The organism is Bradyrhizobium sp. Ash2021, assembly GCF_031202265.1.
In the GTDB taxonomy this organism is placed as follows: Bacteria; Pseudomonadota; Alphaproteobacteria; order Rhizobiales; family Xanthobacteraceae; genus Bradyrhizobium.
The window spans coordinates 5,923,984-5,948,292 of the sequence record NZ_CP100604.1 but is presented as its reverse complement, the minus strand read 5'-3'; the positions used below and the strand labels follow the sequence as shown (position 1 = coordinate 5,948,292).

Below are 24,309 nucleotides of genomic sequence, written 5' to 3'. Positions count from 1 at the left end.
CAATAACTTAAACGAAGATTTTTCGGTAAAATTTCTGGAAATTGATTCCAACGCAAGCCGGTACGGCTGACTTTTCTGGAAATTGATTTAATTCATCGGAGTTTGAATATGAACGGTCCATTTCAGGTTGCTCAGGCTACCGGCACCGCGAATTCCAGCAGTTCGGCCCCTCCACGAATATACAAACTGACGAAGCCGCTGACCGATCAGGCGGTCGTCGTCAATCTCGGATACGATCAGAAAGTCCAGGTCGATTTCTCGGCGATCGCCAACGAGAAAATCACACTCGTCCACGTCGGCGAGAAACTCATCATCCTGTTCGACAATCAGTCGACCGTGACGGTCGAGCCGTTCTTCGATTCGCGGCACGACGCGCTGCAAAACATAACGATTGAAATGGCGCCTGGCCGCGACGTTTCCGTAAGCGAATTTGCGAGCCTGTTTCCGATCACCACGGATTCGTCGGTGTTGCCTGCAGCCGACGCCGGCGGCGCCTCCAATGCCAACGCCCAGGCGAGCGGTGCGAACTTCAGCCCATCTGCGGTTGATCCTCTGCCCCCCGTGCCCAGCAATACTCTGGCGCCTCAAGAGGACTTGCCCACTTTTACGACCGAGCCGCAGACGGGTTTCGTGCCCACGCCCCCGATTCCAGTTGCTCCCACGATCGTTGCCGGACTTGTTCCAGGGCTGGTGGTCGATGAGAGCTTCCTGACAGTTGCGACGAACGGTATTGCCGGCTCGGGCCAGGGCCCGGCGGGATCTACCGTGGCGACGGGATTGGTACCGTTCACAATCGACGCGCCAGCCGGTCAGCAATCGCTGACCTTCGCGCTGTCGATTAGCGCGTCAGGCGTCGATTCCGGGTTGATTGACTCGCAGACCGGGAATCACGTGTTCCTGTTCCTGGAAAATGGCCAGGTGGTCGGCCGCGAGGGAGCAAACGCCGGCGCGGCGGCAGGAGGGCCGGCTGATTTCACGCTCGCGGTTGATGCGACGGGTCATATCACGCTGACGGATCTGCGTTCGGTGCATGAAGGCGTCGGCGAGACCGGCGATATCAACGAGGGCGTGTCCCTGCCTGCCGGTCTGGTGACGCTGACGGCGACGGTGACGGACAACAGCAACCAGAGCGAGAGCGCAAGTGTTGATATTGGTCCGCATCTGACGATCCTGGACGACGGTCCGAGCGTTTCGATTGTGGTTCAAGGCGAGCCGGCGCTGGCCGTTGACGAGAGCTTCCTGACGGCGGCAACCAACGGCATCGACGGCACGACGCCGAACCTTGCCAACACCCACACGACCGGCGACTTCAGTGGTGCGTTCACCTCGGTGCAGGGCGCCGACGGCGCCAGCATCGCCTACTCGCTGGGCGTGAACTCGCCGAACGTGGACTCCGGCTTGATCGACTCCGCGACCGGTGATCACATCTTCCTGGTGCTGAACGGCAACACGGTGGAAGGTCACGTCGGTGCGACGGCGACACTCGCCTTCACGCTCGCGCTTGACCCTGCGACGGGTGTGGTGACGCTGACCGATCTGCGCGCAGTGCACGAGGGCGTCGGCGAAAACGGCGACATCAGCGAGGGCATCAGCCTGAACAGCGTGGCCAACCTGGTGACGCTGACAGCGACGATCACCGACAAGGACGGCGACACGGCGACTGCCAGCATCGACCTCGGCAAGCAGGTGACGTTCAACGACGACGGCCCGACCATTCAGGTTCGTGTTTTGGGCGAAGAGCAGCATTTGCCGACGCTGGTGGTGGACGAGAGCTTCCTGACGGCGGCAACCAACGGCATCGACGGCACCACGCCGAACCTGGCCAGCACGGTCAAGACCGGCGACTTCTCGACCGCGTTCACCTCGGTGCAGGGTGCCGACGGCGCCAGCATCGCGTACTCGCTGGGCGTGAGCTCGCCGAGCGTGGACTCCGGGCTGATCGACTCGGCGACCGGGCAGCACATCCTGCTGGTGCTGAACGGCACCACGGTGGAAGGCCATGTCGGCGCCAGCTCGACGCTGGCCTTCACGCTGGCGGTCAATGCCGCGACCGGCGTGGTGACGCTGACCGACCTGCGCGCGGTGCATGAGGGCGTCGGCGAGAACGGCGACATCAGCGAGGGCATCAGCCTGAACAGCATCGCCAACCTGGTGACGCTGACGGCGACGATCACGGACAAGGACGGCGACCATCAGGCGGCCACCATCGACCTCGGCAAGCAGGTCACCTTCAACGACGACGGCCCGACCATCGTGGTCAACAACTCGACCGAACCGACGCTGGTGGTGGACGAGAGCTTCCTGACGGCGGCAACCAACGGCATCGACGGCACCACGCCGAACCTGGCCAGCACGGTCAAGACCGGCGACTTCTCGACCGCGTTCACCTCGGTGCAGGGTGCCGACGGCGCCAGCATCGCGTACTCGCTGGGCGTGAGCTCGCCGAGCGTGGACTCCGGGCTGATCGACTCGGCGACCGGGCAGCACATCTTCCTGGTCCTGAACGGCACCACGGTGGAAGGCCATGTCGGGGCGAGCTCGACGCTGGCCTTCACGCTGGCGGTCGACCCGAACACGGGGATCGTGACCCTGACCGACCTGCGGGCGGTGCATGAGGGCGTCGGCGAGAACGGCGACATCAGCGAGGGCATCAGCCTGAACAGCATCGCCAACCTGGTGACGCTGACGGTGACGATCACGGACAAGGACGGCGACCATCAGGCGGCCACCATCGACCTCGGCAAGCAGGTCACCTTCAACGACGACGGCCCGACCATCGTGGTCAACAACTCGACCGAACCGACGCTGGTGGTGGACGAGAGCTTCCTGACGGCGGCAACCAACGGCATCGACGGCACCACGCCGAACCTGGCCAGCACGGTCAAGACCGGCGACTTCTCGACCGCGTTCACCTCGGTGCAGGGTGCCGACGGCGCCAGCATCGCGTACTCGCTGGGCGTGAGCTCGCCGAGCGTGGACTCCGGGCTGATCGACTCGGCGACCGGGCAGCACATCTTCCTGGTCCTGAACGGCACCACGGTGGAAGGCCATGTCGGGGCGAGCTCGACGCTGGCCTTCACGCTGGCGGTCGACCCGAACACGGGGATCGTGACCCTGACCGACCTGCGGGCGGTGCATGAGGGCGTCGGCGAGAACGGCGACATCAGCGAGGGCATCAGCCTGAACAGCATCGCCAACCTGGTGACGCTGACGGTGACGATCACGGACAAGGACGGCGACCATCAGGCGGCCACCATCGACCTCGGCAAGCAGGTCACCTTCAACGACGACGGCCCGACCATCGTGGTCAACAACTCGACCGAACCGACGCTGGTGGTGGACGAGAGCTTCCTGACGGCGGCAACCAACGGCATCGACGGCACCACGCCGAACCTGGCCAGCACGGTCAAGACCGGCGACTTCTCGACCGCGTTCACCTCGGTGCAGGGTGCCGACGGCGCCAGCATCGCGTACTCGCTGGGCGTGAGCTCGCCGAGCGTGGACTCCGGGCTGATCGACTCGGCGACCGGGCAGCACATCCTGCTGGTGCTGAACGGCACCACGGTGGAAGGCCATGTCGGCGCCAGCTCGACGCTGGCCTTTACGCTGGCGGTCAATGCCGCGACCGGCGTGGTGACGCTGACCGACCTGCGCGCGGTGCATGAGGGCGTCGGCGAGAACGGCGACATCAGCGAGGGCATCAGCCTGAACAGCATCGCCAACCTGGTGACGCTGACGGCGACGATCACGGACAAGGACGGCGACCATCAGGCGGCGACCATCGATATCGGCAAGCAGGTCACCTTCAACGACGACGGCCCGACCATCGTGGTCAACAACTCGACCGAACCGACGCTGGTGGTGGACGAGAGCTTCCTGACGGCGGCAACCAACGGCATCGACGGCACCACGCCGAACCTGGCCAGCACGGTCAAGACCGGCGACTTCTCGACCGCGTTCACCTCGGTGCAGGGTGCCGACGGCGCCAGCATCGCGTACTCGCTGGGCGTGAGCTCGCCGAGCGTGGACTCCGGGCTGATCGACTCGGCGACCGGGCAGCACATCTTCCTGGTCCTGAACGGCACCACGGTGGAAGGCCATGTCGGGGCGAGCTCGACGCTGGCCTTCACGCTGGCGGTCGACCCGAACACGGGGATCGTGACCCTGACCGACCTGCGGGCGGTGCATGAGGGCGTCGGCGAGAACGGCGACATCAGCGAGGGCATCAGCCTGAACAGCATCGCCAACCTGGTGACGCTGACGGCGACGATCACGGACAAGGACGGCGACCATCAGGCGGCGACCATCGATATCGGCAAGCAGGTCACCTTCAACGACGACGGCCCGACCATCGTGGTCAACAACTCGACCGAACCGACGCTGGTGGTGGACGAGAGCTTCCTGACGGCGGCAACCAACGGCATCGACGGCACCACGCCGAACCTGGCCAGCACGGTCAAGACCGGCGACTTCTCGACCGCGTTCACCTCGGTGCAGGGTGCCGACGGCGCCAGCATCGCGTACTCGCTGGGCGTGAGCTCGCCGAGCGTGGACTCCGGGCTGATCGACTCGGCGACCGGGCAGCACATCTTCCTGGTCCTGAACGGCACCACGGTGGAAGGCCATGTCGGGGCGAGCTCGACGCTGGCCTTCACGCTGGCGGTCGACCCGAACACGGGGATCGTGACCCTGACCGACCTGCGGGCGGTGCATGAGGGCGTCGGCGAGAACGGCGACATCAGCGAGGGCATCAGCCTGAACAGCATCGCCAACCTGGTGACGCTGACGGCGACGATCACGGACAAGGACGGCGACCACCAGGCGGCCACCATCGACCTCGGCAAGCAGGTCACCTTCAACGACGACGGCCCGACCATCGTGGTCAACAACTCGACCGAACCGACGCTGGTGGTGGACGAGAGCTTCCTGACGGCGGCAACCAACGGCATCGACGGCACCACGCCGAACCTGGCCAGCACGGTCAAGACCGGCGACTTCTCGACCGCGTTCACCTCGGTGCAGGGTGCCGACGGCGCCAGCATCGCGTACTCGCTGGGCGTGAGCTCGCCGAGCGTGGACTCCGGGCTGATCGACTCGGCGACCGGGCAGCACATCTTCCTGGTCCTGAACGGCACCACGGTGGAAGGCCATGTCGGGGCGAGCTCGACGCTGGCCTTTACGCTGGCGGTCAATGCCGCGACCGGCGTGGTGACGCTGACCGACCTGCGCGCGGTGCATGAGGGCGTCGGCGAGAACGGCGACATCAGCGAGGGCATCAGCCTGAACAGCATCGCCAACCTGGTGACGCTGACGGCGACGATCACGGACAAGGACGGCGACCATCAGGCGGCGACCATCGATATCGGCAAGCAGGTCACCTTCAACGACGACGGCCCGACCATCGTGGTCAACAACTCGACCGAACCGACGCTGGTGGTGGACGAGAGCTTCCTGACGGCGGCAACCAACGGCATCGACGGCACCACGCCGAACCTGGCCAGCACGGTCAAGACCGGCGACTTCTCGACCGCGTTCACCTCGGTGCAGGGTGCCGACGGCGCCAGCATCGCGTACTCGCTGGGCGTGAGCTCGCCGAGCGTGGACTCCGGGCTGATCGACTCGGCGACCGGGCAGCACATCTTCCTGGTCCTGAACGGCACCACGGTGGAAGGCCATGTCGGGGCGAGCTCGACGCTGGCCTTCACGCTGGCGGTCGACCCGAACACGGGGATCGTGACCCTGACCGACCTGCGGGCGGTGCATGAGGGCGTCGGCGAGAACGGCGACATCAGCGAGGGCATCAGCCTGAACAGCATCGCCAACCTGGTGACGCTGACGGCGACGATCACGGACAAGGACGGCGACCACCAGGCGGCCACCATCGACCTCGGCAAGCAGGTCACCTTCAACGACGACGGCCCGACCATCGTGGTCAACAACTCGACCGAACCGACGCTGGTGGTGGACGAGAGCTTCCTGACGGCGGCAACCAACGGCATCGACGGCACCACGCCGAACCTGGCCAGCACGGTCAAGACCGGCGACTTCTCGACCGCGTTCACCTCGGTGCAGGGTGCCGACGGCGCCAGCATCGCGTACTCGCTGGGCGTGAGCTCGCCGAGCGTGGACTCCGGGCTGATCGACTCGGCGACCGGGCAGCACATCTTCCTGGTGCTGAACGGCACCACGGTGGAAGGCCATGTCGGCGCCAGCTCGACGCTGGCCTTTACGCTGGCGGTCAATGCCGCGACCGGCGTGGTGACGCTGACCGACCTGCGCGCGGTGCATGAGGGCGTCGGCGAGAACGGCGACATCAGCGAGGGCATCAGCCTGAACAGCATCGCCAACCTGGTGACGCTGACGGCGACGATCACGGACAAGGACGGCGACCATCAGGCGGCGACCATCGATATCGGCAAGCAGGTCACCTTCAACGACGACGGCCCGACCATCGTGGTCAACAACTCGACCGAACCGACGCTGGTGGTGGACGAGAGCTTCCTGACGGCGGCAACCAACGGCATCGACGGCACCACGCCGAACCTGGCCAGCACGGTCAAGACCGGCGACTTCTCGACCGCGTTCACCTCGGTGCAGGGTGCCGACGGCGCCAGCATCGCGTACTCGCTGGGCGTGAGCTCGCCGAGCGTGGACTCCGGGCTGATCGACTCGGCGACCGGGCAGCACATCCTGCTGGTGCTGAACGGCACCACGGTGGAAGGCCATGTCGGCGCCAGCTCGACGCTGGCCTTCACGCTGGCGGTCAATGCCGCGACCGGCGTGGTGACGCTGACCGACCTGCGCGCGGTGCATGAGGGCGTCGGCGAGAACGGCGACATCAGCGAGGGCATCAGCCTGAACAGCATCGCCAACCTGGTGACGCTGACGGCGACGATCACGGACAAGGACGGCGACCATCAGGCGGCCACCATCGACCTCGGCAAGCAGGTCACCTTCAACGACGACGGCCCGACCATCGTGGTCAACAACTCGACCGAACCGACGCTGGTGGTGGACGAGAGCTTCCTGACGGCGGCAACCAACGGCATCGACGGCACCACGCCGAACCTGGCCAGCACGGTCAAGACCGGCGACTTCTCGACCGCGTTCACCTCGGTGCAGGGTGCCGACGGCGCCAGCATCGCGTACTCGCTGGGCGTGAGCTCGCCGAGCGTGGACTCCGGGCTGATCGACTCGGCGACCGGGCAGCACATCCTGCTGGTGCTGAACGGCACCACGGTGGAAGGCCATGTCGGCGCCAGCTCGACGCTGGCCTTCACGCTGGCGGTCAATGCCGCGACCGGCGTGGTGACGCTGACCGACCTGCGCGCGGTGCATGAGGGCGTCGGCGAGAACGGCGACATCAGCGAGGGCATCAGCCTGAACAGCATCGCCAACCTGGTGACGCTGACGGCGACGATCACGGACAAGGACGGCGACCATCAGGCGGCCACCATCGACCTCGGCAAGCAGGTCACCTTCAACGACGACGGCCCGACCATCGTGGTCAACAACTCGACCGAACCGACGCTGGTGGTGGACGAGAGCTTCCTGACGGCGGCAACCAACGGCATCGACGGCACCACGCCGAACCTGGCCAGCACGGTCAAGACCGGCGACTTCTCGACCGCGTTCACCTCGGTGCAGGGTGCCGACGGCGCCAGCATCGCGTACTCGCTGGGCGTGAGCTCGCCGAGCGTGGACTCCGGGCTGATCGACTCGGCGACCGGGCAGCACATCTTCCTGGTCCTGAACGGCACCACGGTGGAAGGCCATGTCGGGGCGAGCTCGACGCTGGCCTTTACGCTGGCGGTCAATGCCGCGACCGGCGTGGTGACGCTGACCGACCTGCGCGCGGTGCATGAGGGCGTCGGCGAGAACGGCGACATCAGCGAGGGCATCAGCCTGAACAGCATCGCCAACCTGGTGACGCTGACGGCGACGATCACGGACAAGGACGGCGACCATCAGGCGGCGACGATCGATCTCGGCAAGCAGCTGAGCATCCATGACGACGGTCCGACGATTACGGCGACGGCAACGGGTCCGGCGCTCTCGGTTGACGAGAGCTTCCTGACGGCTTCGACCAACGGCATCAACGGCTCGACGCCGCTGCTGGCCAGCACCCACACCACCGGTAACTTCTCGACCGCGTTCACCGCGGTGCAGGGCGCCGACGGCGCAAGCATCGCCTATGCGCTGGGCATCACCGGCGGCAACGGCACCTCGTCGGGGCTGGTCGATTCGCAGACCGGCCAGACCGATGTGCTGGTTCTGAACGGCAACACGATCGAAGGCCATGTCGGCACGACCGGCGGCGCGCTGGCGTTCACCATTGCGGTGGACCCGGCGACGGGGATCGTGACGCTGACCGAGGACCGGTCGGTGAAGCAGGGCACGGCGTCGAACGGGGACACCAGCGAAGGCATCAGCCTGAACAGCATCGCCAACCTGGTGACGCTGACGGCGACGATCACGGACAAGGATGGCGACCATCAGGCGGCCACCATCGATCTCGGCAAGCAGGTGAGCTTCCTGGACGACGGCCCGACGATCAGTTCAATTCAAAACGCCATAATGCCGACCGTTAACAACACGGACGCGCATGGTACATGGCAGCCAAACTTCGGCGCAGACGGACCGGATTTTGCGCCAGCAGGCGATGTGAAGGGTCCAAACGATCCTGCCTTCGCAGCAATCGGAATCGCGATGGGGACAGCGCCGGCCGGGCTGACCTATACCGTTACCGACACGCTCCTCCATGATCCGGCAGGCGAAGAGGTTTTCTCCGTCGCTGTGACGGGAGGGACGCAGCCCTACACTTTCTATGAGTACACCCACTACAATGCCGCGACCCAGACGGCGGAGATGTTCGCTTATTCCGATCAGGCCGACGCGGTCGCCGGAAGTACCGGCACGACAAATCAGTTCTTTACCTTGTCGATGGCTGCGAACGGGACATACGATTTCCATCTGACATCGTCTACGGCGCTGGAATCCACGGTCATCACGAGTTTCACGGGCGGCGGCAATTCCGGCGAAGGAAGCTACGCTGTCGTTACTGGTACTTCGGCGACCTTCGTGAAGAATGCAGTCACCATCCCGGCCGGTCCGCCGGCAGGCTCTGATCTTCTTATTGACGGCTGGGTAGCGACCGACGCCGGGGCACCGGATCCCATCAACCATACGGTGCATGCCAACAACAACGGCTTCGGACTGGATAATGGCAACTTCAATACCCTCAGTGTGCTTGACTTTGTCTTTGCGCACCCCCAGAGCGCCGTCGATCTGGGCATCGGTAAGGGCAACAACAGCACGAATGAGCATTTTCTGATAACGCTCTATAATGGTGGCGTTGCCTTTGCTACCGAGGACATTATCCTGTCGGACGGCTCACCGGTGCTCGTCGACAGCGCCCATTGGGGAGTCGGGGAAGCTGCAGGAGTTCCAACGACTGGTACGTTCGGCTCGTTCACGTCGATGACGGTGGAAAATATCGCCGGTGCTGACGGCTCGTCGGGAGACGACTCCAAGGTCAACCTGACCAGTGTGAGCTTTGACCAGCAGACTACGATCAGCAGTACAACCCTGACGTTTGCTCCCACCATCACCGATGGCGATGGTGATACGACCCACAGCGCAACCAATCTTTCGGTGTCGCTGGTTGGTACGGCCAACGCATCGGGTGGGTATAATTTGACAGGTACCACGGCCGCAGAGGTGCTGGTGGCAAGCTCGCATGCTGATACGCTTGCCGGCGGAACTGGCGGAGGCGACACGGTCGACTACAGCGGTTCCAATGCTGGCGTCACCGTCAACCTGGCGACACAATCGGCGACCGGGGGATGGGCGGCCGGAGATACCATCAGCGGCATCGAAAATGTCATCGGCTCGTCATTCGCCGACAACCTCACCGCCGCGAGCACCGGAAGCATACTGGATGCCGGTGCCAACAGCACTGGCGGAACGGATACCTTGGTAGGTGGGACAGGCGATGACATCCTTATCGCCGGCTTAGCGGGCACCGATAGCCTAACAGGAAATGGAGGCAACGATATCTTCGTACTGCACGGTAACGGAGGTGCGAGTGTCACTATCACTGACTTCCAATCGATCGGAGCTGATACGATCTATGTTGATGTTCAAAATCAGGCTTTGACTATCAACACCTCAGCGACGATTTCGGCCGGGCAGTTCAGTAGTGCAACGGATGCAACGCAAGCAGCCGCCTGGAATGGCACGACCAACCAATTCGTCTTTAACACGAATCACAATGAGCTCTACTATTCGGCCGATGGTACGGCGGCCCACGCGGTTGATCTGGCGCACGTGAGCACGGGTATCCCAGCGGCGACCGCAATCCATACGTTCTGAGCTTGAGGTCTAAGAAGACCAGCCGGCAGTCAATGCCGGCTGGTCTTTTTGTTTTCTCTGCCGGGCTTCGCCCGCGAGAAATCACATCAACAGCGGCAGCGAGTACAATTGAGCAAAGCTGTCGCCGGAGGCGTCCTGTCCAGTCCATTCTCCGAAGCCAGCATCGCCTGCCGCAGCGGGCGCCGCCTCAACTTCATCAGCCAGCAGCGGGCGCTTGGCATAGGGCGCCGCGAATAGCTGAACGCCGCGATGATCGATTGCGAACAAGGGCGTGAAGCTCGTGACATCGGAGTCGTCCATCAGCTCCGAGCGTCGGCTATCGAGAATGATCCAGTGACCGTCCAGATGTGCAGCCAGCACGGCATGATCCTGCCGGACGGCACGGTCGCGAACCAGCACAAGCTGCAGATCATCACGCGGGAAGCCGGCTTCGCCGAGAGCGACGTATTTGGCGATCGCATAATCCTCGCAATCGCCTTTCCCTGTCGCAAAGGTGGCCAGCGGCGCGCTCCACCGATCGGCTTCGCCATGTTGCGCGAAGTCGCTCACGTAGCGGATGGCCATGTTGACGGCACGATTGGCTTCATTCAGCTGGCCGCGGCCGGACTGGGCCTTGACGGCGTTGATCAACCGCAGGAATTGCGCGGCGTAGGACGGGCAGCTCTCGGCTTTCGCCCGGCAATCATCCAGGATCATCTGTTCCTTCGCGATATCGCCTTCGATGCTGCGCCATTTGCGCCACAATATGCCCTCTGGTGCGCGGAACGTGAACAATCCGAACGGCTCCTTGCCGACCGGAGGCGCTTCCTTTTGTTCGGGCTGCGCATCGGTTGCCGTATTCGATGGCGAGAGGGTCGCCATGCGGATCGCATTGGGGCCGCGCCCGCGCTGGCGATCCAGCTTCGCCAGAACATCGTTGATGCTGAAGAACGTCGCTGGCGGGCGCGTCGATGTTTGGTCGGAACCTGGTATCAACCCGTCGCCGGCATCAGCGATGACCGCTTGTTCCGCTGCAAGTGCGTGAGGCGCAGTGCAGAGGCTGATTGAAAGCGCGCATACCGTCAAAAGTATCGACGAGGCAAGCTTCAGCGATTCCCGACGCGATTTCATCGATAACGTCCCCATTGTCAGGAACGTCCGTCAACGTCTATGCGTCGATCTGCGTCCCAGCTGTTATCGGGACGCAGCGTGCGGTCTCCACCACTTAGGCGGAGTTAAACCGTGTCGCGGTTCAGGGGAATGTCGAGAAGTCGGTCAATCGACCGTTTGCTCGATCGTTCAAAATTGAATGACTGGATTTGAGGATCCGTTAAGCAAACCGAACCGCGAGCTCAATGCTCGCGCAGGGCGTCGTCGCGCAGGGTGCGCGCAGGCCTGACGAGATAGTCGAGAACCGATTTGTGGCCGGTCAGGACTTCGACGGTAGCAACCATTCCAGGAATGATCGGCAATGGCTTTTCCTCAGTGCCGAGATGGTTTTTTTCGGTCCGCACCATGACCCGGTAAAACGTTTCCGGACGCTCGGTTTTTTCCTTGTCGTCGACGATCGTATCGGCGCTGATGCGTTCGACCTTGCCCTTTAGGGAACCGTAAACCGAAGAATCGTAGGCGGAGATCTTCACGACGGCGTCCTGGCTGGGACGGATAAAGGCGATGTCCTGCGGACGGATCTTTCCCTCCACCAGCAATGAATCGTCGAGCGGAATGATATCCATCAGATTGGCGCCCGGCTGCACCACCGCGCCGACCGTGGTCACGTTTAATTTGTTAACAATGCCGTGTACCGGCGATTTCAGATCAGTCCGTCGCACCCGATCTTGCGCAGACTTGATGTTTTCGTCGAGAACAGCGAGGTCCCCGCGCGACTTTGCGAGGTCTTCATCGGCCTGAGAACGGAAAGAGGCGGTGATATTAGCGATCTTGGATTGCGACTCGGCAAGCTGCCCCCTCATTTCCGTGGCTTGCCGATCCAGTCGCAACATTTCTATTTCGGGCACCACCTTCTGTTCGTAGAGCTTGCGGGTTAGAGCCAACTCGCGGTCGAGCAGTTTGAGCGTTCCGGTGAGCCGCGTGACTTGCTGGTTCAACACATCGATATCCTGGGCCACTTTTTGCGACCGCATCTTAAAGACGCTGGTTTCCGTTGCGACCGCGGCCGGCACCACTTGATCCAATTGATCCGGAAACACCACTTCGCTGCGTCCCCGAGCTTCCGCTTCAAGCCGAGCTACCCGCGCCGCCATCGCCGCGCGTCGTTCACGGATTTCACCGAATTCCGAGGCAAATTTCGTGTCGTCGATCCGCATCAGGGACTGTCCCTGCTGAACGATGGCGCCTTCCTGTACCAGGATCGTGCCGACGATACCGCCTTCAAGGCTCTGGACTACTTGGGTCTGTTGCGACGGCACGACACGGCCATTGCCGCGCTTGACTTCGTCCAGTACCGCAAAATGCGCCCATAGAAGAAACGCCGTAAGAAGAGCGAGGAACGAGAACAGCAGCATGCGCGAGGTGCGCGGTGTGCGCAGGGCTGCTGCCGCCCGGATGTCGTTCGCAAAGGCAAAGTCAGAGGAGGCCATTGAGATTCCGCGTCCTGGTTGCCGTCTATGCCGATTTCGGTTGTATCGTATTCTCCTGCAAGGGAGCGGGGGCAGCGGCCAGGGGCTTGCCTTGCAAGATCGCCAATACTTTGTCGCGAGGTCCGTCAGCGACCAGACGGCCATTATCAAACAGCAGCAGCCGGTCGACCATGTTGAGGAGCGAGAGACGATGCGTCGAAATGATAATGGTCATTTGTTCGCCGCGAATGGCTTTCAATCGCTCGAGGAATTCGGCTTCGCTTCGGATATCAAAATGGGCAGTCGGTTCATCGAGGAACAGCACCTTGGGCTTCCTGATCAGTACACGGGCAAGCCCGATCGCCTGCTTCTGGCCGCCCGAAAGACTGCGACCGCCCTCGGAGATAGGCATGTCGTATCCCATCGGATGGCCGGCGATGAAGCTTTCGACGCCTGACAAGCGCGCCGCATTAAGAATCTCTTCGTCGGTCGCTTCGGGTTTGCCGAGTGCGATGTTGTCGCGCAGTTTTCCGAAGAAGAGATCGGTGTCCTGCATTGCGAAGCCAATTCCGGTGCGCAAATCAGCGGGATCGTATTGCCTGGAATCAACGCCATCGACCAGAATGCGGCCCTCTTTAGCTTCGTAGAAGCCAAGAAGCAGACGCCCGACGGTGGTCTTGCCCGATCCGACCCGTCCGATGATGCCGACCCGTTCACCGCCCTCGATCTTGAATGAGACCTTTTCCAGCGCGTTGCCGGGGGCCCCCGGATAGGCAAAGCTGACATTCTCGAAGGCGATCCGGCCTTCGTCGATCTTTCTGGCAACGTAGGCCCGCTGCGGCGATCGCTCGCGCTCCAACGACATGATGCGATTAATCGATTTGAGCGACGCTAAGGTCTGAGTTCCGCGGGTGATCACCGAGGCAATCCCCGCGATCGGCGCAAGGACGCGGCCCGCCAGCATGTTGGCCGCGACCAGCGCCCCGACCGTGAGCTTGCCGTCGAGGATGAGAAAGACACCGATTACCAGCAGAGAGAGGCTGGTAATCTGTTGGGCGACGTTGGCGCTCGTCAATGATAGCGAGGACCAGAAATGCACATCCTCACCGGATCGTGCGGTAGCAGCGACCGAACGCTCCCAAGCCGTCTGCATGCGGGCTTCAGCGCCGGTTGCGCGAACGGTTTCGATGCCGGACAGGGATTCGACGAGAACGCCGTGACGAGCTGCCGATTCGGCTTGCAGGCGCTTCATCGCGCGATCGAGCGGGCGTTGCAGGACAAAACCGATCAGCATCATGATTGGCAACATGACGAGCGGAATCCACGCCAACGGTCCTGCGATAGTGAAGAGAACCCCGATGAACAGGACCGCGAAGACCAAATCGGTTGCCGAAACCACACTGCCGGAGGTGAAGAACTCGCGCACCGAATCGAAATCGCGCAGTTGATTGGCGATGATGCCGACCGAAGGCGGCCGCTGCGCCATTTTCACGGCCATCACATGCTCGAAGATATTGGCCGCAAGAACCACGTCTACCGTCTTTCCGGTGACGTCAATCATCCGGCTTCGCACCATGCGGAACAAAAAGTCGAACGCGATGGCGAGACCCATTCCGATCGAGAGGGCAATCAGTGATGGGATCGCGCCATTCGGAACGACCCGGTCATAGACACTCATCGTGAATAGTGGGGTAGCCAAAGCGAGCATGTTGGTCAGGAAGGCGGCAAGAGCAATATGCCCATAGCTGCGCCAGTGCACCTTAACTACCGACCAGAACCAATGGTTTCGGGGAATATCCCCGGCGGCAACCGCGCGTGCGTCGGCCTCGGCGGCGGCCCTAACCAAAAATGCATAGCCCGTATAGTCGGCAGTGATAGCCCCGATTGGAGCCACCCGCGCCACGCTTGGCGTCACTGTCGGATCCAGGACCTTGGCACTCTTGTGCGCGTCGTCGATCCCCAGAAGGATCAAGGCGGTCCCATTTCTCATAATCAGAACGGCAGGCAAGACCAGCGCAGGGATATCGGTAAGATTCCGTTTCACAGCCTCGGTTTCGAGACCGGCGCGTCTGGCTGCCCGGTCATAAAGCGCAACCGACAGCTTTCCGTCGAGGATAGGGAGCCCTCCCAGCAAGGCTTCGCGACTTACGGCGCGTCCATGATAGGCAGCCAGATATGTCAGGGAAGCGGAGAGGGGGTCATCGCCAAGAGTCCCAGTCCGGTTGGGCTTGGCAGGCTTGGAATCCGGCTCATCCAGCGGCGGTTGTGCGTTTGTTGAGGCTGCTGATCTGGGAGTTCGAAATAACAACTTGGAAGTCCTTGATCATTAAAGAGAAGTAATAAAAAATTAGCGGGACGAGTGCCTCAGAATACAACAAAAAGCGAACGAAATCATTCGCTTAATCCCGAACTTTCGTTGGACAGTTAATTTAAAAATAGAAAGGGCCCCGTTTAGAGGACCCTTTTTGTCTAAGTACGCGCGAAAGTGCCGATATTCCGGTCCGCCAGCCCTATTTCTGGATAGCGGAGAACGCCGATGACAGCCAATACGGCTTTTGCGGGGTCGTTGCGGCATACGAGTTAGCTTCGGCGCCGGTGGTGTCACCGTAGATCACCGTCGGCTGGTCGGCGCTGCCACCTTTTTGCTGTGCAATCCATTCAGACGCTCCGGGCACGCCGGCCGTTGACGAAGAGCTGGGCCAACGATCCTTGAAACCAGCCCCGGTGGGTTCGAGCGCAGCGTAGGCCGCAGCCGGCCGGGCTGACGCCTGGATGGCAGGAGTGTCCACGCGAAGCGGCTCAGAACCGGTTTGCGGCAGGTTAACGCGAACAGTGGGTAGCTTATATGCAGGAAGGCCGAACTGAAGCGTGTCGACCGGCGCCGCGTCAACCGGAGGAGGTGCCTTCAGGTATTCCATCAGGGTACCCATTGCGGCTAGCAACTGGTAGTCCGCGAAGACTACAACGGCTCGCGCCGAGGTAAGCGAGACTGCCGCGTTGAAATACTGATTTTGGGCGTTCAACAGATCGATCAGGGAACGCTGGCCCAGTTCATACTCTTTCTGGAAGGCCGCAATGGTCTTTTTGTCGGCCTCAAGCTGGCGGGTTAGAGCCGCAATGCGCGTGACCGTAATGGTGCGGCCATTCCATGCCTTATCGATCGATTCATACGCATCGCGCTGCAGTCTCGCGTGGCGCATTGTCGCTTCGGTAAATCGCTCGGCCTTCTCCGAGCGATTCCAGACATCCTGGCCGCCACGAAAGATGTCCCAGGACATCACCACTTTGCCGCTGTAGTCCTCATGGGTAACGGCGGGGTTGCTGGGAGTAGTGACATAGGGGAAGGAGTTATCGTAGTGCGTTGCTCGTCCCTCAAGATAGAACTTGGGGACGAACGAACCATCCGTCATCCGAAACGTATGTTTGGCCGCATCGACGTCGGATTGAGCCGCTGCAATCGTCGAATTGAACCTCAAAGTAATGGCCAGAGCTTCGTCGCGGCTGCCAGGCATCCCTCCGAGAGGACCCGGGAAACGGAGATTGACCGGCTCCAGGCCAACCACCTTTCGGTACTTCGCCCGGGCGTCATCGAGGCTTCGCTGGAATTCCGCGAGTGATGCGTAAGCGTTTTCCACGCGCTCGCGCGCCTGTTCCAGATCACCTTCGCCCGCTCGACCACCCGAGAAGCGAGAATTCACGTTAGAGAAAATCTTCTCGTGGTTGGCAACGTTTTGCTGCGCGAGAGCAACGAGTCGAATGTAGCGCACGACGTCGACATACGCTTCGGCGGCGTCCAACGCCAACAGTTCGGTTCGTTCTTTGACACGAGAAGCGGCAGCATTAACCCGCGCCGTTTGACGCCAAACATCGTGGATCGAGGCGAAACCGTCAAAAAGCAATTGTCGAACAACTACCGATTCTTGACTGCCATTCCGCCACGGTCCAGACCCCGCGGTCGGTACCTGCAACGACGGGCTAATCACTCCCGGCGATTGGTCGAACTTTTCCGGTCCGTAGCTGGCATCAAGACGCACTTGGGGCAGCAACGTACTCTGGGTCTGTCGTAGTTCGCTTTCGGTCGCCCGGCGATTCGCCGAGGCCTCACCTACGCCGGGGTTGGTCAGCGCAGCTTGCTTCAATGCGTCGTTGATAGAAAATTGCTCAGCCGTCGCAGGCGCGCCGGCGACCAAAAAAAGGCCGGCGATCGCAAAATACGCGGATTTCATCTGCCCCACCCCGTCAATTGCCAAACAACCTGCCGCCAATTCCAATTGCGGCCAAATTAGTTTCAACGCCCAAATCTCAAGCTGTCACGCTAACAAATGGAACTGGATTCCCCTATGACATTTCAGCCACAGCTTCGCCCAACTTAAGGCGGTTGTTAATTTTTCGTGCCGCGTGATAGGTGCTATGATACTTTAGCCTCTGTGTGATGCATTCTTTTGGAAAATTGACCGTGTGGACGATTTTGCAAGTTTTGGTTGTTTCGTGCACAATTTTCTATCATAAATTGAAGAATTGCTGGCGATGTAGCGCGCCGTCTCCGTCTTCCGCCATCCTCGGCCCCTCTGCAACCTGCTAAGATCGTTCGGCACCTCGCCGAACTTTTTGATGACCTTTGCATCCCCGAAATCGCCGGTGGCGGGATGTCCGCTCGCTCACCTCAGATTCCAAATATTCGTTCGCAACGATCAACGCGCTCGACTGCACGTCGCCGCCGCACGCCGCGACCGCCTATGTTCCTAGTTTGGAGCCAACCCGCCGTTTCAAACCGCGCTGCACCCTGATCCGGGAGAATTCCGAGTGCTACACCGTCCAGGACGCTAGCGGCGTGACGGTGGCATGGCTGTTCTGCCGCGATGACACGCAACGCAGATCGGAAAGGCGATCAGCGGCATCCCTGAATTCATGATGCAGCGCCACGGCTTTTATCCTCGCGGGAGCAGGCCGCGTTGGCGGGCCGATCACGCGTATCACGTTGCCTTGGAGGACGCCTTACATTCGCGCCGACTGGGACGAAATCTGCGCCCTTTGCAAACTCAACAGCTTGCCGTTCAATTCAACGGCGCGGTCTGGTTCCTGCCAACAGCTTCGCCGAATATGCGCCGGGGCCCAGCCCGGCGACAGCTGTGTCCGGCAAGAACTTGCTACCACTTTGCTCAAGACTGCGGCCTTCAACGGGCCAAGGTTTGTGCGAGCCCCTAAGCAGATTCCGAGTCTGGTTTCGCATTTCGGCGCCGAACGCGCGTGCGGCGAGAGTTGGGTCGGGATTGCCGGTCCCGGAGGGCTGTAGCGACCTCAAGCGAGGGGTGCCCGGTGCCGTTGGCCGGTGCGGGAAGGGGGCCGAGTATGATGCGGCAGGCTGTGGTGCGAAGCGGTCATTCGACAAAATTGTATCGCCCCTAGAGCGGTTTCCACTTGATGTGGGTCACTACGCGTATCCGGCATGTCGAAAGTAGTTCGCGCATTGCTCGGGTGCAAATGTCTTGATGAGCTTGCCGATCAGCTTCATCAGCGTTGTTACGGTGCGAGCGGCACCCTTGCGCAGCGCCGTCTTCAGCTTCGAGAATGCCATTTCGATCGGATTGAGATCCGGCGAGTAGGCCGGCAAATAGCGCACTTTGGCGCCGACCGCTTCGACCGCATGGCGAACGCCGTCGATCTTGTGGGTGCGCAGGTTATCCATGAAGACGATATCGCCTTTGCGCAGCGTCGGCGCGAGGATCTGCTCAACGTAAGCGAGGAACGATGGCCCATCCATGGCGCCGTCAATGACATAAGGCGCCGTCAGGCCATTGATGCGTAGCGCGGCAATGAGCGTCAGCGTCTTCCAGTGGCCGTGCGGCACGCTCGCAACGAGACGCTCACCACGTGGTGAGCGGCCGCGGTGCCGGACCATCTTGGTCGTAACCGCCGTCTCGTCGATGAAGACGAGGCGCGGCGCGTCAAGCTTGGATTGCTCGAGCTTCAGCTCGGCACGCGCTGCAGCGACATCAGGACGATCCTGTTCGGCGGCGTGCAGAGTTTTTTTTGAACGTGATGTCATGGCGTTCGTAGAAACGCCAGACCGAGGTCGTACCGGTTTTCAGCCGCCTCTCGGACTTGAGCCGAGCGCGAATCTCTTCGAGCGTCAAGTCCGGCTCCGCTGCGACCAGATCAAGCAGCCATTGGCGATGCGCCTCGAGCGGCGAGCGACTGTGGCCCGTGCCGGGCAATGCCGCTACACTGCCCGTTGTCGCCCAGCGCTCGATCCAGCGGATTGCGGTCGAGGCGCCGAGACCGAGCACCCGCGCCGCCTCCCGTCTGCTCTCGCCGTCTTCGACAAGCGCGACCGCCCGCGACCTGAGGTCCTTCGAGTATCCCTTCGCCATCGCGCGACCTCACTGTTGCTGTCAAAGCAACCCGAATCTGATTTGCGCGCCTTTGGGAACCCCCTTACTGTTCCGATTCACATCAACCGAAAACCGCTCTAGCGAGCATTGCAGCGATGAAAACGTCCAGGCATGGCTTTCGCGAGATTTTTGGAGCCTCTCAATTTTAGGCTTTTTGTTTATGCGGGTGGCTTGAGTAGGTGCGGCTGTTGGGTGGAGACCGCGGTGACGGGACAGGGCGCGGGCGCCTGTCGGCTATCCTCCTTTGCGAGCGCAGGTATTTCAGCACGATTTGCATTCGAAGTTCATCCAGCAAGCCGCGGAAAGAAATGCCTTGTTCCCGTAGCTGACATCGCAGCAAGCGATCGCTCACTTCAAGGAGCTTCGCAATGATGGCGTTGCTATCGGACTGCGACGGATGCTGTGCGCGCGCTCAGCTGTTGGCGTTCGGCTTATTTGACGGTTCTTCGAGGAGTGTGTGAGACCAAACGTCTTTCGTTTCTAGCGTTGCGACCACCGAAACTCTCGAGGAGTAGTACCGAGCATATAACGGAAATGACGTGCTAGATGACCTTGGTCGAAAAAGCCCACGGCGAACGCAATTTCCGCTAACGCGAGATCCGTCTGAACCAACATCTCCTGGGCGCGTTCGACTCGCTTTTGCGTGAGGTAGACATGCGGGGGCACCCCGGCGGATTGCTTAAATTGTCGCGCAAAATGATTCACTGATAGTCCGGCGACTCCAGCCAGCATCGCCAGATCGATACTTTCGCCCAAATGCACTTCCACGTATTCCCGCACCCGACGCAACGCGCCGGGCGACAATCCGCCGCGTGCTTGCGGTGCTGGCGGCAGCGTCGAAATATCAATCGAGCCCAGGCGCGGGCGCGTGTGCAGGTTGCAGTTCGTTCGATTGCTCGAGGCACTCATGGGGTGATCGGGGGGAGTCACAAGCGTGGGCCGACTGTCATTGCTGCCGGCGATCAGCAATCGCGCAGAGATATCGGTCCGGTCCTGACGCCGGAAGAGGTCGACGTCACGCTCGAAGATCGACCACAAGCTGATACCCGCCCGGAGCCCGCGATCATCGAGCAGGAGCGACGTGCGCGCGACCCGGTTTGCGCCGATGATGCGTTGGTTGCCGTCAATCGCCAGCAGCATGCCTGGAGCACCTCTCTCCTGCGGCGCTACCGCGACGATCCACTCTCGACGGAACTGCTCACGAAAAAATCGCTCTTCTATCGCGCGCGCCGATCGTACTGTGAGCGCGCCTGTCAGCGCGTGCGCTCGTTCGGAGAGTTCGGGATCGATGGCAGAGACGTCCAAGACTGCCATCAGTCGCCCATCGACCCCGAACACCGGCGCGCCAGAGCAGCTCAAGTTAATGTGTCTGGACCTAAAATGCTGGCTTCTGTGAACAGTGACAGGCCGCTCTTCGACGATGCAGGTGCCGATGCCGTTTGTGCCCTCCAGCTCCTCCGACCACACCGCGCCGAGCCAAGTTCCCCAATATTGGAACTGGCTTGCCCACGCATCTTCACCGCGATGCGCGACTGCGACGCCCGAGCTGTCACAGAACAAGACGGTATATCCAGCTTCGCGAACCACCTTGTATAATTGATCTAGCTCCTCTTGGGCGCTGAAGATGAGCTTATCCAGCGGTTCGCGAAAATGTTTCAGTTCGGCAGGCGTGAGGATGCGTGGCGCCTTGCTATCGACTGGATCGAGGAGGTATTTTTTTGCTGATCGTTGCCAGGAGCTTGATACCGCTTCTATCCCCGGCGGAGGCATCGCTCCCTCGGCAACCGAATAAACGTGTTCAGCGTGCCCCACGATAGTGTCGAGCGAGCTTGCAGACCGCTCCGAGAGTCCCATCACTGAGAGTCCCATCACCGCACCTGGTTCACGATGGACAGGCTTCTAGCGACGGCGCGCCGTCCAGTTTCGCACCGTGGCGAAACGCGCTGTCGCGACGAACGGCGCCGCAGTGCCCCGAGGCACCGCGGACGCCCCAAAAAAGGCATTGTCGAAGCGGCATCAAGGTACACCACGCGGGGTACCCCCGCAATTGCTGCAGGGGGCAACTGACGGAGCTGTTTTCGGCTATTAGCAGCGCAAATTGCTGACCCCGACGTAGCCCACATTGCCAGATTTTGACAATTGAGCCGACCCGTCTCTAACAGCGCGCAACAGGCCAAAATTCCGCGTAAAAAAGCAAGGGCCTCCGGGCCGGATCAAATCCCTCCAAGAGGGGCTTGATCATTCGTGGGATGCTCACACCATCGGACAGGCCTTCGCCGTCTTGTGCTCCGCTCCGAACATGCAAAGGAGAGCACTATGATCGACACTGGACATCTCGGCGCCGCACCAGACGATACCAAAAAAGACTTTGATGCCGCGCTAATCCGAACGCACGCCCTGACGCTGATCACCGAAGCCTTGCGCGAGGCGCAGGTCGATCTGGCGCACGTCGACCGCATCACAACGACAGGACGGCTCACAGCCTCGTTCGCCCCTGAAGTGACGCAGCCCATTGCAGCGATAGTCACTAACGCTCAGGCCGCTCGGCACTTTCTGAATCGCCGACCGCCGGACCTGGACGAGGTACGGCAAGCGCTCGATTGCATCGTGAGGGACGCCTATCGAGCAAGCGACGTGATCTACCGGATCCGCGGGCTCCTCAAGGAGGCGCCGCCGAAGAGGGAGCGCGCGGAGATCAATGCGGCGATCCGCGACGTGCTTGAGCTGACGCGTGGCGAGGCGACGAAAAACGGCGTATCAGTGCGGACGCAGTTCGCAGAGCCATCGCCGGTTGTCCAAGCCGATCGGGTGCAACTGCAGCAAGTAATCCTCAATTTGATTATCAACGCCGTCGAGGCAATGAGCAGCATGCGCGAAGGAGCGCGCGAATTGCTGATTTGTACCGAGAAAGCGGAGTCAAACCGCGCGCTGGTGGCGGTACGAGATTCGGGGCCGGGACTGGATCTGAAGAGTGTGGACCGCCTATTCGAGGCTTTCTATACCACCAAGGTCCAGGGCATGGGCATAGGCTTGGCCATCTGCCGTTCGATCATCGAGGCGCACGGCGGGCAGATGTGGGCCGGCGCGAATGAACCTCAGGGCGCCGTCTTTCAGTTCACCATGCCTCTAGAACCAGATGAGACCTTTCCGGCAGGGTCTACGCCCCATATCCGACGCCGAGGTGAAGCCAAAGAGCTATCGCCAATTTTTGGTGACGGCCTGATCAGTCAGGCGGCGGCGGTTGCGGGCTGAGGGGCGGCCAGCTTGGCGGTGACCTCGATCCCGTCGGTGAATTTCACACCGAGAATGATCTTTGGCAAGTGTGCATGTCCGTCGAGCCGTCGCCAGGATCGTTGCGCCCCTTCGACCAGCTTGAATACCATGGCGAGAGCGGTCTTGTTTGAGAGGCAGCCTTTCGATCGGATCGTGCGGTGGCGGACGGTCGCGAAAGTGCTTTCAATCGGGTTGGTGGTGCGCAGGTGCTTCCAATGCTCGGCCGGGAAGTCGTAGAAGGCGAGCAGCAGGTCGCGATCCTTCGTCAGACAATCGACGGCCTTCTGGTATTTCGGCGTGTAGCTTTCGATGAAGGCGTCGAAGGCGACTTCGGCATTGGCCTTGGTCTCGGCCATCCAGATTTCCTGCAGCGCCCGCTTGGCCTTTGGTTGCACACTCTTGGGTAATTTGCCCAGCACGTTCGCCGTCTTGTGCACCCAACAGCGCTGCTCGCGTGCTTTCGGCCAGACCTCGCCGGCCGCTTTCCAGAAGCCGAGCGCGCCGTCGGCGATCATCAGCTCGGGCCGGGCATCGAGCCCGCATCGCTTCAGATCCAGCAGCAGATCGCGCCAATCCTGCGCACTTTCCCGAGCGCCATCGGTGAACCCGACGAGCTCTTTCTTGCCCTCGGGCGTCGCGCCGATCAGCACCAGGATGCACTGCTTTTCATCTTCCAGCCGCGCCTCGAGGTGGATGCCGTCCGCCCAGACGTACACGTAGCGCTTGCCCGACAAATCACGCTTGCGCCACTGGGCATGATCATCCTGCCAGCCGTCCTTCAGGCGGCCGATGGCGCTGGCCGAGAGGCCGGGCGCATCCTTGCCGAGCAAGGCCGCCAGAGCGTCCGAGAAATCGCCGGTCGAGATGCCCTTCAGGTAGAGGATCGGTAGCAGCGTCTCGATCGACTTCGAGCGGCGCATATAGGGCGGCAAGATCGATGGCGAGAAGCGGATGCGGCGGGGATCGCCGGCTGCGGCCTCGCGATCGCGCACGCGGGGCTGGCGCACCGGGACCGCGCCGATGCCCGTCATCACCTCGCGCTCGGGCAGATGACCGTGGCGCACCACGCGTTGGTGGCCATCCTCGGTCTTCAAATCGGCATGCTTGGAAAGAAACCCGGCGACCTCGGCCTCCACCGCCTGGGCGAGAAGGGCACGCGCCCCATCGCGCAAAATGTCGGTGAGTTGGTCGCTGAAAGTTCCTGGCTGAATCAGTTTTACGACGGTATCCTTAGACACGGCATATCGCTCCTTTGGTGGAGAAGTGGAGGCGTTGAACACCCCCACGATATGCCGCCTTCCCGATTCACGCCGTCACCAACTTTGGGCCATAGCTCGAAGCCAAATAACGTTGGGATGAGGACGCCGAAACGGCGATGCACAAAAGACGAAGTCGATGGTAAACCAAGTTTCGAAGCGCGCCTAGTCAGCAGAGGCGAACACCTCGTCCGTTCTCAGCAAAACCGTCCGTCGGTCTGGCAGTGGAGTACCTCGTTGAACTCGTCTTCTCGATTTCCCATCGAGGCCACGGCCCGCGAGCCGACCAAACAGGCCGGATACATATCAGCGACTTCCGCTATTCACGCACAAGCTCTCTTGCGAAACGCAGCTGGTCCATACAAAAGTGCCAGGACCGACCCACGCACCGCAGCAAGCATCACCTCATTCGATCACCTCGTCGGCGCGCTGCTGGAGGGATAAAGGGAACCGGAT

General features: G+C 61.5%; 9 protein-coding genes. 2 read left to right on the top strand and 7 right to left on the bottom strand.

Annotated elements, in window-relative coordinates; all coding sequences use genetic code 11:
• The first annotated feature begins 108 nt into the window (after nt 1-108).
• Nucleotides 109-10,374 (top strand): DUF5801 repeats-in-toxin domain-containing protein, encoded by a 10,266-nt coding sequence (locus NL528_RS28705; protein WP_309177765.1) that lies wholly within the window; start codon nt 109-111, stop codon nt 10,372-10,374.
• An 81-nt stretch (nt 10,375-10,455) separates the two neighbouring features.
• On the opposite strand, the gene NL528_RS28700 is transcribed toward NL528_RS28705, so the two are convergent.
• The 6 genes from NL528_RS28700 to NL528_RS28675 form a co-directional block, all read right to left on the bottom strand.
• The gene (locus tag NL528_RS28700) at nt 10,456-11,484 is read right to left on the bottom strand and encodes a transglutaminase-like cysteine peptidase (protein WP_309177764.1); all 1,029 of its coding nucleotides are present in this window, start codon (nt 11,482-11,484) and stop codon (nt 10,456-10,458) included.
• 221 nt (nt 11,485-11,705) lie between these two features.
• The gene (locus tag NL528_RS28695; RefSeq protein WP_309177763.1) at nt 11,706-12,953 is read right to left on the bottom strand and encodes an HlyD family type I secretion periplasmic adaptor subunit; all 1,248 of its coding nucleotides are present in this window, start codon (nt 12,951-12,953) and stop codon (nt 11,706-11,708) included.
• A gap of 25 nt (nt 12,954-12,978) precedes the next feature.
• Complete coding sequence (locus NL528_RS28690; protein ID WP_309185054.1) at nt 12,979-15,189, bottom strand: type I secretion system permease/ATPase; 2,211 nt, start codon at nt 15,187-15,189, stop codon at nt 12,979-12,981.
• Between the two features lie 253 nt (nt 15,190-15,442).
• A complete protein-coding gene (locus NL528_RS28685) occupies nt 15,443-17,158 on the bottom strand; it encodes a TolC family outer membrane protein (RefSeq protein ID WP_309185053.1) in 1,716 nt (571 codons plus the stop codon).
• 1,205 nt (nt 17,159-18,363) lie between these two features.
• A protein-coding gene (locus NL528_RS28680) for an IS630 family transposase (protein ID WP_309177575.1) occupies nt 18,364-19,303 on the bottom strand; the annotation gives its coding sequence in 2 pieces (ribosomal slippage) (nt 18,364-18,963 and nt 18,965-19,303; 939 coding nt in all).
• A gap of 501 nt (nt 19,304-19,804) precedes the next feature.
• Nucleotides 19,805-21,178: a helix-turn-helix domain-containing protein gene (locus NL528_RS28675; protein ID WP_309177762.1), complete on the bottom strand. Its 1,374-nt coding sequence runs from the start codon at nt 21,176-21,178 to the stop codon at nt 19,805-19,807.
• Nucleotides 21,179-21,640: 462 nt separating this feature from the next.
• On the opposite strand from NL528_RS28675, the gene NL528_RS28670 reads away from it, so the two are divergent.
• Nucleotides 21,641-22,576: an ATP-binding protein gene (locus NL528_RS28670; protein ID WP_309177761.1), complete on the top strand. Its 936-nt coding sequence runs from the start codon at nt 21,641-21,643 to the stop codon at nt 22,574-22,576.
• Here the strand turns inward: NL528_RS28670 and NL528_RS28665 are convergent.
• On the bottom strand, nt 22,552-23,835 hold the full coding sequence (locus tag NL528_RS28665) for an IS256 family transposase (protein WP_309176722.1): 1,284 nt from the start codon (nt 23,833-23,835) through the stop codon (nt 22,552-22,554). The genes NL528_RS28670 and NL528_RS28665 overlap by 25 nt on opposite strands.
• Between the last annotated feature and the right edge of the window lie 474 nt (nt 23,836-24,309).